Source organism: Patulibacter americanus DSM 16676, from assembly GCF_000420025.1.
GTDB lineage: Bacteria > Actinomycetota > Thermoleophilia > Solirubrobacterales > Solirubrobacteraceae > Patulibacter > Patulibacter americanus.
Map to the genome: position 1 here is coordinate 54,739 of NZ_ATUD01000016.1, position 12,778 is coordinate 67,516.

Here is a 12,778-nt window from a genome sequence, read left to right on the forward strand (position 1 = left end):
GTGCTGCTGACCGTCCTGCGCCGGACCGCCGTCTTCGTCGCCTCGATCGTGGCGGCGTCGGTCCTCGTGTTCCTGTTCATGGCCGTCCTCCCCGGGGACGCGGCCGAGGTCTCCCTGGGCACGAACGCCACGCCCGAGGCGGTGGCCGCGGTGCGGGCCGAGTTCGGGACGGACCGCCCGCTGCCCACCCAGTACGTCGACTGGGCCGGCGGGCTGCTCACGGGCGACTTCGGGCGCTCGCTCATCAGCCGCGAGTCCGTCACGGCCCAGATCTCCGACCGCCTGCAGGTCACGATGATCCTGGTCTTCGCCGCGATGGTCGTCTCGCTGCTGATCGCGCTGCCCCTCGGCACGCTGGCCGCCGCGCGGCACCAGCGGGGGAGCGGCTTGGCGCTCTCGGGCGTCAGCCAGCTCGGCGCCGCGGTGCCCGCGTTCCTCGCCGGCATCCTGCTCGTCGCGCTCTTCTCCGTGACGCTCGGCTGGTTCCCGTCCTCGGGCTGGACCGCGCCCGACGACGACTTCGTCGGATTCCTGCGGCAGCTCGCGCTGCCCGCGATCTCGCTCGGGCTCGTCGAGGGCGCGGTGCTCACGCGCTACGTCCGCTCCGCCGTGCTCGAGGTGCTGCGCGAGGACTTCCTGCGCACCGCCCGGGCCAAGGGGCTCACGCGCTCGCAGGCGCTCGTCCGCCACGGGCTGCGCAACGCCGCGATCCCCGTCGTCACCGTCCTCGGGCTCCAGCTGGCCGCGCTGCTGATCGGCGCGGTCGTGATCGAGCGCGTCTACGTCATTCCCGGCCTGGGCAGCCTGCTGCTCGACGGCGTCTCGAGCCGCGACCTGCTGCTCGTGCAGGGCGTCGTGATGGTGCTCGTCGTCGCGGTCCTGCTCATCAACTACGTCGTCGACCTGCTGTACACGGTCATCGACCCCCGTCTGCGCGGCTCCTGATGCCCGCCCGTTCCCCCTCGGAGGTGGTGCGATGAGCACCGGTGTCGCCGGCATGGCGCCGGACGTCCAGGAGCCCGCCGTCGTCGCGACGCCGCGGCGCCGGCGGCCGATGACGCCCAGCATGCGGATCGGCCTGACGCTCGTCGGCCTGATCGCGCTACTCGCCCTCGTCTCGTTCGTCTGGACCCCCTACGACCCGACCGCCATCGACGCCGACGCGCGCCTGACCGGCTCGAGCGCCAGCCACATCCTCGGCACGGACAAGTTCGGCCGCGACGTGCTCAGCCAGATCATGTGGGGCGCGCGGACGACGCTGTTCGTCGGCGTCGTCGCCGTCGGCGTGGCCGCGCTGCTCGGCACGCCGCTCGGCGTGCTCGCCGGGATGGCCCCGCGGGGGGTCGACCAGTTCATCATGCGCGCCTGCGACCTGCTGCTGGCGTTCCCGGCGCTGCTGCTGGCGATCATGTTCGGCGCGGTCTTCAGCGCCAGCACGCTGACCGCGATGCTGGCCATCGGCCTGGCGACGGTGCCGGCGTTCGCCCGCATCGCCCGCGGCGGGACCCTGCAGGTGGTGCGCTCGGAGTACGTGCTGGCCGCGCGCTCCGCCGGCCGCTCCCGCTGGGCGATCGCCCGCCGCCACGTGCTGCCGAACATCGCCCCGCTGCTCATCGTGCAGTCGTCCGTGGCGTTCGGCATCGCCGTCCTGGCCGAGGCGGCGCTCTCGTTCCTCGGGTTCGGCACGAAGCCGCCGAACCCGTCCTGGGGCCGGATGCTCCAGGAGTCGCAGGAGACGCTGCACTCCACCCCGATGCTCTCCGTCTGGCCCGGCCTGGCGATCGCCCTGGCGGTGCTCGGCTTCAACATGCTCGGCGACGGGCTCCGCGACCGCTTCGATCCCCGACTGGACGACCGCCGATGAGCGCCGCCGACGCCCCCGTCCCCGCCGGCGCGACCGACGGGCCCGCGCCCGTGATCGCCCCCGTCCTCCAGGTCTCCGACCTGCAGGTCAAGACCGCCCACACCACGCTGTTGCACGACATGCATTTCACCCTCGGCGCCGGCGAGCGCCTCGGGATCATCGGCGAGTCCGGTTCGGGCAAGTCGCTGACGGTGCTCTCGGCCATGGGGCTCCTGCCCGACGGGCTCACCGCCGAGGGGTCCGTGCGGTTGAGCGGCTGCGACCACGACCTCGTGGGCGCGACCGAGGCGCAGATGGCCCGCATCCGCGGGCAGCGGATGAGCATGGTCTTCCAGGAGCCGATGACGGCCCTGAACCCGCTCATGCGCGTCGGCGCCCAGGTCGCCGAGGTGATGCTGCTGCACGGCAAGCACAGCGACAAGCGCGCGGCGGCCGCCGACGCGGTCGAGATGCTGCGCCGGGTCCGGATCCCCGACCCGCAGGCGACCGCCCGGGCCTACCCGCACCAGCTCAGCGGCGGCCAGCGCCAGCGCGTGATGCTGGCCATGGCGCTGAGCAACGACCCGGCCGTGCTGATCTGCGACGAGCCGACGACGGCGCTCGACGTGACGGTCCAGGAGCAGATGCTCGACCTGATCCGCGAGGGCGTCGCCGACCACGACGCGGCACTGCTCTTCATCACCCACGACCTCGCCGTCGTCGCCAGCGTCTGCGACCGCGTGCTCGTCCTGCACGACGGGCGGATCGTGGAGGAGGGCCCCGTCGCCCGCGTCTTCACGACCCCCGAGCACCCCTACACCCAGAGCCTGCTGGCGGCGTCGGACCTGGAGAGCGGCGGGCGCGGCGAGCGGCTGCGCAACGCGGGGGAGGCCCGGACGGCCGCCGCGCCGTCCGCCCCCGCCCCGTCCGGGGTGGCCCCGTCCGCCGGCGCCCCGTCCACCACCGCGGCCCATGGCCGCCCCGGCCGTGCCGCGCACGCCGCCGAGGCCGACGAGGGCGACGGCCCGCTCATCACCGTCCGCGGCGTCGAGCGCAGCTACCGCCGCCCGCGGACCTCGCTGCGGCGCCCGGCGCCCGAGGTCCGCGCGCTGCGGGGCATCGACCTCGACATCCACGCGGGCCAGCGGTTCGGGATCGTCGGCGAGTCGGGCTCGGGCAAGTCGACGCTGATCCGGCTCATCGCCGGGCTGGACCAGCCCACGGCCGGCTCCATCCGCTTCGCCGGGCAGGAGATCGCGGGGCGCAAGGAGCGCGACCTGACGTTCCTGCGCCGCGACCTGCAGATGGTGTTCCAGGACCCGATGGGCTCGCTCGACCCGCGGATGCGCGTGCAGGACGTGATCGCCGAGCCGCTCGTCGCGCAGGGCGCGCCGGCCGCGGAGCAGCGGGCCCGCGTGGCCGAGCTGCTCGAGGCCGTCCGCCTGCCGGCCGACGCCGCGACGCGGTACCCGCACCAGTTCTCCGGCGGCCAGCGGCAGCGGATCTCGATCGCCCGTGCGCTCTCCGTCCGGCCGCGGGTGCTCGTGGCCGACGAGGCGGTCTCGGCGCTCGACGTGTCCGTGCGGGCCCAGATCCTGGACCTGATCACCGACCTCGTCGAGCAGTACGGGCTCACCCTGATCTTCGTCTCGCACGACCTCTCCGTCATCCGCCACGTCTGCGACGCCGTCGCGGTCATGCGCAACGGCGTGGTCGTCGAGAGCGGAGCGACGGAGCAGGTCTACACCCACCCGGCGCACGCCTACACGCAGGAGCTGCTCGCGGCCGTCCCCACGCTCGAGCGGTCCCTGCGCGCCCACGGCGTCCACGACTCCCAGGAGGTGCTCGGCCGATGACCGAGCAGACCACGACGGACACCCCGACCCTGCTGGACGTGGATGCGCTCGTCCGGTTCACCCAGGAGCTCGTCCGCATCCGCAGCGTCCACGAGCCCGAGACGGGCAGCGACGAGTCCGTCGCCGCCGCCCTCGTCGCCGACCAGATGCGCGCGTTCGGGTGGGAGCCGCAGGTCGTCGAGGTAGCCCCCGGCCGGCCGAACGTCCTCGCGGTGATCGAGGGCGGGGGCGGCCCCGGGCCGACGCTCGGCTTCGAGGGCCACACGGACGTCGTGACGGAAGGCGACCTGGGTCAGTGGAGCGTCGAGCCCTACGGCGCCGAGATCCGCGACGGCCGCATGTACGGCCGCGGCACCGCCGACATGAAGGCGGGCGTCGCCTCCATGCTCTTCGGGGTCCGCGCGCTGCAGCTCGCCGGTCCCTTCCCCGGCCGCGTGGTGCTGCTCGTGCTCGCGGACGAGGAGGGCATGATGCTCGGCGCCAAGCACGTCGCCCAGACCGAGCTCGCGCGCTCGATCGACGCGTGCATCGTGTGCGAGCCCGAGGGCGACGAGGTCTGCGTGGCCGCGAAGGGCGCCGTCCGGATCGCCCTGGAGTTCCGCGGCCGGATGGCGCACGGCGCGATGCCGCACCAGGGCCGCAACCCGATCGTCGCCGCCGCCCGGCTCGTCGCCGCCCTCGAGGCCTACGAGGAGGGGCTGCGCGAGACCTACCCCGAGCACGAGCACCTCGGCGTGGTCCACGTGACGCCGACGGTCTCCCTGGCGGGCAGCCTGGACCAGGTCAACGTCATCCCCGCCGACGCCTCGGTGCGGATCGACGTGCGGACGGTCACCGGGGTCGACCACGCGCGGCTCGTCGCCGAGGTCGAGGCGCTGGCCCGCGAGGGCGCCCACCCCCTCGGCGTCTCCGTCACCGCCTCCGTCATCGACGACCGCCCCGCCGTCGAGATCGCCGAGGACCACCCCGTCGTGCAGGCGGTCGTCGCCGCCCACGAGGCCGAGACGGGCGTCGTGCCCGCCTACGGCGGCGTCCCCGGCGCCACCGACGGCACGATCCTGCAGCGCGACGCCGGCGTGCCCGTCGTCGTCTACGGCCCGGGCGACAAGTGGATCGCCCACCAGGCCGACGAGTACGTCGACGTGGACGACCTCGACCGCTACGCCCGGGTCTACGCCGACGCCGCGCGCCGGTTCCTCGCGGGGGACCACTAGCCCCCATGGGCGACTCGGACAGCATCAGCTGGCGTGGCCGGATCCGGCTCGTCGACGAGGTGGCCCAGGTGCTGCGCGAGCGCATCTACGCCGGCGCGTACGAGCCGGGTGCCGCGCTGCGCCAAGAGCAGCTCGCCGCCGACCTGCAGGTCTCCCGCACCCCGCTGCGCGAGGCGCTGCGGGTGCTCGAGCGCGAGGGCCTCTTGACCGCCGAGCCCGGCCGCGGCGTCCGCGTCGTCGCCATCGACCACGAGACGCTGCTGGACGCCTACGCGGTCCGTGAGGTCCTCGACGGGCTCGCCGCCCGCCTCGCCGCGCTGCGCGCCACCCGCGCCGACGTCGCCGAGCTCGAGGAGATGCTCGAGCGCCAGCACACGTTCACGGACGCCTCCGGGTCCTTCGACGTCGGCGGCTACACGCAGGCCAACGTCGCCTTCCACGCCCGCATCGTCGACCTGGCCGACAACGACTTCGTCACCGGGCAGCTCCCCCTGGTGCCGCTGACCTCCCAGGTGTTCGTGCCGAAGCGGCTGATCGCCGAGGACCGCGCCCGCAGCGCCGTCGCCGAGCACGAGCTGATCGTCGCCGCCATCGCCAAGGGCGACGGAGCGCAGGCCGAGGAGCAGGCCCGGCAGCACATCCGGGTCACCATCGACGGCCTCCTCCGGACCCGCGAGCAACAGGCGGAGCGGGTGCCGTCCACCCCATGAGCGGCACCCCGTCGGCCCACGGCGGCGTCGCCGTCCCCGGCGCGCCCGGCCCGCGCCTGACCATCCCCTTCCTGTCCCCGCCTTCCCCCGAGGTGCCTCCCCGTGCCCACTGACACCCCCTCCACCGCCGCCCCGCAGGCCGGGGCGCGCCCCGTGCCCCACGCGAGCGGCCGCCGGCTCGAGGGCCGCATCGCGATCGTGACGGGCGCCGGCTCGGGCATCGGGCGCGCGACCGCCGCGCGGCTGGCCGACGAGGGCGCGTCCGTCGTGGCCTCCGACCGCGACGAGGCCGCCGCCCTGCAGACCGCCGAGGCGATCGGCGCCCACGCCCTCGCCGTCCAGGCCGACGTCACCGACCCCGACGCCATGGCCCGGCTCGTCGCGGAGACCGTCGCCCGCTTCGGCGGCGTCGACGTCTTCCACAACAACGCGGGGATGGCACAGGCCGCCAAGCCGCTGGCCGACGTCGGCCGGGGGGAGTGGGACGCCCTCATCGCGGTCAACCTGACCGCCTTCTTCGTCGGCGCGCAGGCCGTCGCCCCGGCGATGCGCGAGCGCGGCGGCGGGTCGATCGTCGTGACCGCGTCGACGTCCGCCGTGCACCCGCGGCCGGGCCTCTCCGCCTACGCCGCCGCGAAGAGCGGCGTTCTCGGCCTGACCCGCGCGCTGGCGCTCGAGCTCGCCGCGGACAGGATCCGCGTCAACGCGATCAACCCCGTGGCGGTGAAGACGCCGATGCTCCACGAGTTCAAGCTCGCCGCGGAGGACGAGCTGCTGGACAAGATGGCCGCCACGATCCCGCTGGGCAGCGCGATCGACGCGGAGGACGTCGCCGCCGCGGTGGCCTACCTCGCGTCGGACGACGCCCGCTACGTCACCGGCATCGCGCTCAACGTCGATGGCGGGCGGGACCTGTGAGCACCGCCGCCCCGACGTTCCCCGCCGTGGACCCCGCGACCCGTCAGCCGTTCGCCGAGGTCGTCGAGATGACGCCGGCGCAGGTCGACGAGGTCGTCCGCTCCGCCCGCGACGCGCAGCGCACCTCGCACGAGTGGCGGTTCCCCGTCAACCGCGCCGCCGCGCTCTCCCGCCTGGCCCGGCTGATCGAGCGTGACGGCGCCGAGCTGGCCGAGCTCGAGTGCCGCGACACGGGCAAGCCCATGGCCCAGGCCGTGGCCGACGTGGCCGTCACCGTCCGCTACCTCGAGTTCTACGCGGGTGCCTGCGACAAGCTCGAGGGCCGCTCGATCCCGCTCGGCCCCGACGTCGTGGACTACACCCTGCGGGTGCCGTGGGGCGTCTGCGCGCAGATCATCCCCTGGAACTACCCGCTGCAGATGATCACCCGCGTCGCCGCGCCGGCCCTGGCCGGCGGCAACGCCGTGGTCGTCAAGCCGTCCGAGCTGGCCTCGCAGACTCCGATCCGCTGGGCGCAGCTCGCGGTCGAGGCCGGGATCCCGGAGGGGATGGTCGGCATCGCCACCGGACACGGCGCCGTCGGCGCCGCGCTCGTGGACCACCCCGACGTCGCGCACGTGACGTTCGTGGGCTCCGCCGCCACGGGGACCGCCGTCGCGCACGCGTGCGCCGAGCGGCTCGTGCCCGTGGAGCTCGAGCTCGGCGGCAAGTCGCCGAACGTCGTCTTCGCCGACGCCGACCTCGACCGCGTGGTCCCGGCCGTCGTCAAGGCGCTGATCCAGAACGCCGGGCAGAGCTGCTCGGCCGGCAGTCGCCTGCTCGTCCACGCCGACATCCACGACGAGGTCGTCGCGCGGGTCGGCGACGCGCTCGACGCCCTGCGGATCGGGCCGGGCAAGGACGACCCCGACCTGGGCCCCGTCGTCGCGCAGACCCAGCTCGACCGCGCGCTCGGCATGCTCGACACGGCCCGCCGCGAGGGTGCGACCGTCGCCCGCGGTGGCGAGCGCCCCGCGGGCCACGAGGACGACTGGTACCTGCAGGCCACGCTCGTCACCGGCGTCACGCCCGGGATGGAGCTGTTCCGCGAGGAGGTCTTCGGGCCGGTGCTCGCCACGACGCCGTTCACGACGGACGCCGAGGCCATCGAGCTCGCCAACGACTCGCCCTACGGCCTCGTCGCGGGCGTCTGGACCCGCGACCTCTCGCGCGCCCACCGGGTCGCCGCGGCGATCGACGTCGGGCAGGTCTTCGTCAACTCCTATGGCGTCGCCGGCGGCGTCGAGATCCCGTTCGGCGGGATGAAGCGCTCCGGCTACGGGCGCGGAAAGGGCATGGACGCGATGTTCGCCTACACCCAGGTCAAGAACGTGTGCGTGGCGCTGTGAGCACGCCGCAGAACGGCCGCACCGTGCGGGTCGCCGCCGTGCGCGGCGACGGCATCGGCCCCGAGGTCGTCGACGCCGCGCTGCCCGTGATCGCCGCGGCCGCGCGCTTGGACGGCGCGGGGCTCGAGGTCACCGACCTCGACTGGGGCGGCGACCGCCTGCTGCGCACGGGCACCGCGATGCCGGACGACGCGCTCGACGTCGTCCGCGCCCACGACGCCGTGCTCTTCGGCGCCGTCGGCCACCCCAAGGTCGACCCCGACGTGTCCGTCTGGACGCTCGTCCTGCCGCTGCGCAAGGGCCTGCAGCTCTACGCGAACCTGCGGCCCGTGGTGGGCTGGGAGGGCATCGAGACCCCGGCCCGCGACGGCGCGAAGGTCGACTTCCTCGTCGTCCGCGAGAACACGGAGGGCGAGTACTCCGGGATCGGCGGGCGGGTCCACCAGGGCACCCCGGACGAGGTCGCCACGGAGGTCGCCGTCCACTCCCGCCGCGCGATCGAGCGGATCGCCCGCGTCGGGTTCGCCCAGGCGCGCGAGCGCGGGCAGACGCTCACCCTGGCGACGAAGAGCAACGTCGCCCGGCACGGCTACGGCCTGTGGGACGAGGTCGTCTTCGGCCTCGGCGCGGCCGAGTTCCCCGACGTCGCACTGGAGAAGCTCTACGTCGACGCGCTCGCGACACGGATGGTCGCCCGCCCGGAGTCGATGGGCGTGGTGCTCTGCTCCAACCTCTTCGGCGACATCCTCTCGGACCTCGGCGCCCCGTTCGCTGGCGGACTCGGGATGGCGCCGAGCGCGAACGTCGCCCCGGGGCAGGACGGTCCGGGCTTCTTCGAGCCCGTGCACGGCTCGGCGCCCGACATCGCGGGGCAGGGCATCGCCAACCCCCTGGCCGCCGTCCTCTCCGGCGCGATGCTGCTGCGCGAGAACGGCTGCCCGCAGGGGGCCACCGCCCTGGAGCGCGCGGTCGGCGAGGCGGTCCGCGACGGCGCGGCCCGCACCCGCGACCTCGGAGGCACCGCAACGACCGCGCAGGCAGCCGACGCGGTCGCCGACGCGCTGCCCCGACCCGTCGCGGTCTGAAGGCCGGGGGCCGGGGCGGCCGCGCCCCGGTCGGTCCTCCGGGCAGCAGGACCGGCGGGCGCGGCCTCCGGCCGCCGCCTCAGGCCGCGGCGCCGCCCTCGATCCGCCGGCGCAGGGCGGTGAGGAACCGGGCGGCGTAGACGCCGTCGAGCACCCGGTGGTCCCAGCTCATGCAGAGGTTGACCATCGGGCGGATCGCGATGCTCTCCCGGCCGTCGGCGTCCGTCACGACGACGGGCCGGCGGACGATCGCCTCCAGGTCGAGGATCGCCACCTGCGGCACGTTGATCACCGGCGTGGCGATGAGCGCGCCCGAGGCCCCGGGGTTCGTGATCGTGAAGGTGCCGCCGCGGACTTCGTCCGGGGCGAGCCGCCGCTCCCGGGCGCGCACCGCGACGTCCTTGATGCGCCGCGCGATGCCCTCCGCGCTCAGGTCCTGCGCGTCGTGGAGCACGGGGACGATCAGACCCTCCTCGCCGAGCGAGACCGCGATGCCCAGGTGCACGCGCTCGTACCGCCGCAGGGTCTCGCCGTCGAACGTGGCGTTCAGGGCCGGGAACTCGCGCAGCGCGTCGATCGCGTGGCGGGCCAGGAGCGGCAGCGCGGTGACGCCGAGCTCCCGGCGCTGGCGCTCGATGCGGCTCATGTCGCACTCCACGACCGTCGTGCAGTGCGCGGCGGTGTCCAGGGCGCGGCGCATCGCGGTGCCGATGCTCGTGCGCATCCGCGACATCGGGGTGACGACGCCGCCCAGGTCGTCCGGGACGGCCGGCGCCGGGGCCGGGGACGCCGACGGGGCCGTCGCGGCCGACGACGCTCGGGCGACGGGCGACGGCGCCGGCGGGACCGCGGGGGTCGCGGGCGTCGTCGGGGGGACGACGTCGGTCGCGCCGCCCGCCGGGACGGCTTGAGCGCCCGCCACGAGCAACGTCGGGTCGGCCCGGTAGGGCGACTCGATGTGCATCGGGGCGTCGTCGCCCGCGCCACCGTGCGCGTCCGCGGCGGGTGCCGGCGCCGCCGCGCCGGTGCCCTGCGCCACGGCGTCGAGGACGTCGCGCTTCGTCACGCGGCCGTGGCGGCCGGAGCCCTCCAGGCGGGTGACGTCGAGGCCGTGCTCGTCGGCGATCCGGGCCGCCACGGGGGAGGAGCCGCGGAGCTGCTCCCGCCGCGAGGGCCGGGAGGCGTTGCTGCCCGTGGCCGCGCCGGCGGGCGCGGTGGAAGGGGTGCCGCCGCTGGCTGCGTCCGCTACGGGCGTGACGTCACCCTCCGGCGCGCCATCGGTCGCCGCGCCGCCGTCCGAGGCCGCATCGCCGTTCGGCGCCGCGCCGCCGCCCGTGTCGATCCGCGCCAGCACGGTGCCGACCGCGACGGTCTCGCCCGTGGCGACGAGCACCTCGGCGACCGTGCCGGTCGCGGGGGAGGGGCACTCGCTGTCGACCTTGTCCGTCGAGATCTCGCAGATCGGGGCGTCGGCGGCGATCGGGTCGCCCGGGCCGACGTGCCACTCGACGATCGTGCCCTCCACGACGGAGGTGCCCATGGCGGGCATGAGGACGTCGACCAGGCCGACGGCGGTCTCAGTAGGCGAGGAGCTCACGAGCGGCCTCCGCGATGCGGTCGGGGGTGGGCAGCACGGACGCCTCGAGCGTCGGGCTGAACGGGATCGGCACGTCGGGCGTGGCGATCCGGCGGACGGGGCCGTCGAGGTCGGAGAACGCGCGGTCGGCGACGAGCGCGGCGACCTGGGCGCCCGCGGCACACGTCTCGTTGGCCTCGTCGACGATCAGGACCTTGCTCGTGCGGCGGACGGAGGCGAGGATCGCCTCCTCGTCCAGGGGCACGAGCGAGCGCAGGTCGAGGACCTCGACGCGGCCGGGCTCGAACGTGTCGGCGGCGGCCAGCGCCGCGTGCACCATCGCGCCGTAGGCGACGATCGTCAGCTCCTCGCCGGCGCGGACGACGCGGGCCTCGAAGGGCTCGAGGTGCGTGCCCTCGGGGACCTCGCCCTTCTGGCGCCGGTAGAGGTTCTTGTGCTCGAGGAAGCAGACCGGGTTGGGGTCGCGCAGGGCGCTCATCAGCAGGCCCTTCGCGTCGGCCGGGGTGCTCGGCGCCACGACCTTCAGGCCCGGGGCGTGCATGAACCACGCCTCGGGGTTCTGCGAGTGGAACGGGCCGCCCGCGAAGCCGCCGCCCGTCGGCAGGCGCAGCACCATCGGCACGGCCAGGCCCGTGCGGTAGTGCATCTTGCCCGCGACGTTGACGAGCTGGTCGAACCCGCAGGCCACGAAGTCGGAGAACTGCATCTCGGCCACCGGCCGCAGCCCCGCCAGCGCCGCCCCGACGGACGCGCCGATGATCGCCGACTCCGCGATCGGGGTGTCCTGCACGCGGTCGGCGCCGAACTCGTCGTACAGGCCGGCGGTGGCCTTGAACGCCCCGCCGAACGCGCCGACGTCCTCGCCGAGCACGAAGACCCGCTCGTCCTGGCGCATCTCCGTGCGCAGGCCGTCCGTGATGGCCTGCAGGTAGGTCATGGTGCTCATGCCGCGGCCTCCGGGGAGTGGAAGCTCCACGGGGCGTCGCCCCGGCCGAGGGTCGCGGGCTCGCCGGCGCAGAAGACGTCGGAGGTCGCCACGGCCGGGTCGGGCAGCGGGGCGGTCAGCGCGACCGTCACGGCCTGCTCGAGCTCGGCGGCGACGCGCTCGCGCACCGCCGCGGTGTCGACGCCCTGCTCCGTCAGCCGGGCGTCGTAGCGCGTGAGCGGGTCCTTCGGCGTCCAGCTCGCGAGCAGCTCCGGGTCGACGTAGCGCTGGTCGTCGTGGGCGCCGTGGCCGTGCATCCGCATCGTCCGCGCCTCGACGAGCGTGGGGCCGTCGCCGGCGAGCGCCCGCAGCCGCGCGGCGTGCACGGCCGCGTGGACCGCTTCGACGTCGTTGCCGTCGACCGTGGTCGACGCGACGCCGTAGCCCGCGGCTCGCTCTGCGGGGCCGACCACGAACTGCCGGTCCGACGGGGTGGAGTACGCCAGGCCGTTGTTCTCGCAGACGAAGACCACGGGCTCCTTGCGGACGCCCGCCCAGTTCATCGCCTCGTGCCAGTCGCCGCGCGAGGTGGCGCCGTCGCCGAAGAAGCTCAGGGCGACACGCCGCTCGCCGCGCATGCGGAACGCCATCGCCAGCCCGACGGCGACGACCATCATGTCGGGCAGCATCGAGACCATCCCGACGACGCCGCGCGCGCGGTCGCCGAAGTGGACGTTGCCCTCGCGGCCGTGGCTGAGCGCGTTCTGCCGGCCCATGTAATGGCGCAGGATCTCCGTGACGTCGGTGCCGCGCACGAGGTGCGCGCCGAGGTCGCGGATCAGCGGCGAGCAGACGACGTCGTCGGGCCCCAGCGCGAAGGTGGCGCCCACGGAGATCGCCTCCTGGCCGCGGCCGTCGTAGAACGAACCGGGGACCTTGCCCTGCTTGTAGAGCGCGACCCCGCGCTCCTCGATCGCGCGCATCTGGACGAGGAAGCGGTACAGCGCGAGCCGGTCGTCGGGCGTGAGGGCGGGGTCCGACGCGGCGGCCTCCGCGTCCGGGGCCGCGGCGTCGGGGGCGCCGGCCTTCGGACGGGGGCCTGCGGCGGGGGTGGGCGACTCGGCGCGGGTGAGGGTGGCCATGCTCGGGGTCCTTGGTCGTCGTCGCGCGCCTCGGCGGCCGGGCGGGGCACCCGTCACCTGCGCGTGAGGATCAGTCAACCCCTGTGACGCCGCGCACGCA

The 12,778-nt window shown here is 75.0% G+C and carries 11 protein-coding genes; 8 read left to right on the forward strand and 3 right to left on the reverse strand.

The window, feature by feature from the left end:
* The 8 genes from F593_RS0119270 (at nt 1) to F593_RS0119305 (ending at nt 9,014) form a co-directional block, all read left to right on the forward strand.
* Nucleotides 1-945 carry an ABC transporter permease gene (locus F593_RS0119270; protein WP_022930382.1) on the forward strand — a complete coding sequence of 315 codons (945 nt, stop codon included), beginning with the start codon at nt 1-3 and terminating at the stop codon, nt 943-945.
* 109 nt (nt 946-1,054) lie between these two features.
* Nucleotides 1,055-1,864 (forward strand): ABC transporter permease subunit, encoded by an 810-nt coding sequence (locus tag F593_RS0119275; RefSeq protein ID WP_028721819.1) that lies wholly within the window; start codon nt 1,055-1,057, stop codon nt 1,862-1,864.
* Nucleotides 1,861-3,699: a dipeptide ABC transporter ATP-binding protein gene (locus F593_RS26805; protein ID WP_022930384.1), complete on the forward strand. Its 1,839-nt coding sequence runs from the start codon at nt 1,861-1,863 to the stop codon at nt 3,697-3,699. Before F593_RS0119275 ends, F593_RS26805 begins: the two co-directional genes overlap by 4 nt.
* Nucleotides 3,696-4,913 carry a M20 family metallopeptidase gene (locus tag F593_RS0119285; RefSeq protein ID WP_022930385.1) on the forward strand — a complete coding sequence of 406 codons (1,218 nt, stop codon included), beginning with the start codon at nt 3,696-3,698 and terminating at the stop codon, nt 4,911-4,913. The genes F593_RS26805 and F593_RS0119285 overlap by 4 nt, the downstream gene beginning before the upstream one ends.
* A gap of 5 nt (nt 4,914-4,918) precedes the next feature.
* A complete protein-coding gene (locus F593_RS26810) occupies nt 4,919-5,623 on the forward strand; it encodes a GntR family transcriptional regulator (RefSeq protein WP_022930386.1) in 705 nt (234 codons plus the stop codon).
* Between the two features lie 102 nt (nt 5,624-5,725).
* Nucleotides 5,726-6,541, forward strand: a complete 816-nt coding sequence (locus F593_RS0119295) for an SDR family oxidoreductase (RefSeq protein ID WP_084630217.1) — start codon at nt 5,726-5,728, stop codon at nt 6,539-6,541.
* The gene (locus F593_RS0119300; RefSeq protein ID WP_022930388.1) at nt 6,538-7,929 is read left to right on the forward strand and encodes an aldehyde dehydrogenase family protein; all 1,392 of its coding nucleotides are present in this window, start codon (nt 6,538-6,540) and stop codon (nt 7,927-7,929) included. Before F593_RS0119295 ends, F593_RS0119300 begins: the two co-directional genes overlap by 4 nt.
* Nucleotides 7,926-9,014, forward strand: coding sequence for an isocitrate/isopropylmalate dehydrogenase family protein (locus F593_RS0119305; protein WP_022930389.1), 1,089 nt, complete (start codon nt 7,926-7,928; stop codon nt 9,012-9,014). The genes F593_RS0119300 and F593_RS0119305 overlap by 4 nt, the downstream gene beginning before the upstream one ends.
* Nucleotides 9,015-9,093: 79 nt before the next feature.
* Here the strand turns inward: F593_RS0119305 and F593_RS0119310 are convergent, their stop codons facing one another.
* Genes F593_RS0119310 through F593_RS26815 form a run of 3 tightly spaced genes read right to left on the reverse strand, consistent with a single transcriptional unit; the run spans nt 9,094 to nt 12,678 of the window.
* The gene (locus tag F593_RS0119310; protein WP_022930390.1) at nt 9,094-10,611 is read right to left on the reverse strand and encodes a dihydrolipoamide acetyltransferase family protein; all 1,518 of its coding nucleotides are present in this window, start codon (nt 10,609-10,611) and stop codon (nt 9,094-9,096) included.
* Nucleotides 10,592-11,557 carry an alpha-ketoacid dehydrogenase subunit beta gene (locus F593_RS0119315; RefSeq protein ID WP_022930391.1) on the reverse strand — a complete coding sequence of 322 codons (966 nt, stop codon included), beginning with the start codon at nt 11,555-11,557 and terminating at the stop codon, nt 10,592-10,594. Before F593_RS0119315 ends, F593_RS0119310 begins: the two co-directional genes overlap by 20 nt.
* Nucleotides 11,554-12,678 carry a thiamine pyrophosphate-dependent dehydrogenase E1 component subunit alpha gene (locus tag F593_RS26815; RefSeq protein ID WP_022930392.1) on the reverse strand — a complete coding sequence of 375 codons (1,125 nt, stop codon included), beginning with the start codon at nt 12,676-12,678 and terminating at the stop codon, nt 11,554-11,556. Before F593_RS26815 ends, F593_RS0119315 begins: the two co-directional genes overlap by 4 nt.
* Nucleotides 12,679-12,778 lie beyond the last annotated feature (100 nt).

Coding starts and splice junctions, on each gene's coding strand:
- F593_RS26805 (WP_022930384.1), top strand. CDS start 1,861: ATGAGCGCCGCCGACGCCCCCGTCCCCGCCGGCGCGACCGACGGGCCC.
- F593_RS0119315 (WP_022930391.1), bottom strand. CDS start 11,557: ATGAGCACCATGACCTACCTGCAGGCCATCACGGACGGCCTGCGCACG.
- F593_RS26815 (WP_022930392.1), bottom strand. CDS start 12,678: ATGGCCACCCTCACCCGCGCCGAGTCGCCCACCCCCGCCGCAGGCCCC.
- F593_RS26810 (WP_022930386.1), top strand. CDS start 4,919: ATGGGCGACTCGGACAGCATCAGCTGGCGTGGCCGGATCCGGCTCGTC.
- F593_RS0119285 (WP_022930385.1), top strand. CDS start 3,696: ATGACCGAGCAGACCACGACGGACACCCCGACCCTGCTGGACGTGGAT.
- F593_RS0119275 (WP_028721819.1), top strand. CDS start 1,055: ATGACGCCCAGCATGCGGATCGGCCTGACGCTCGTCGGCCTGATCGCG.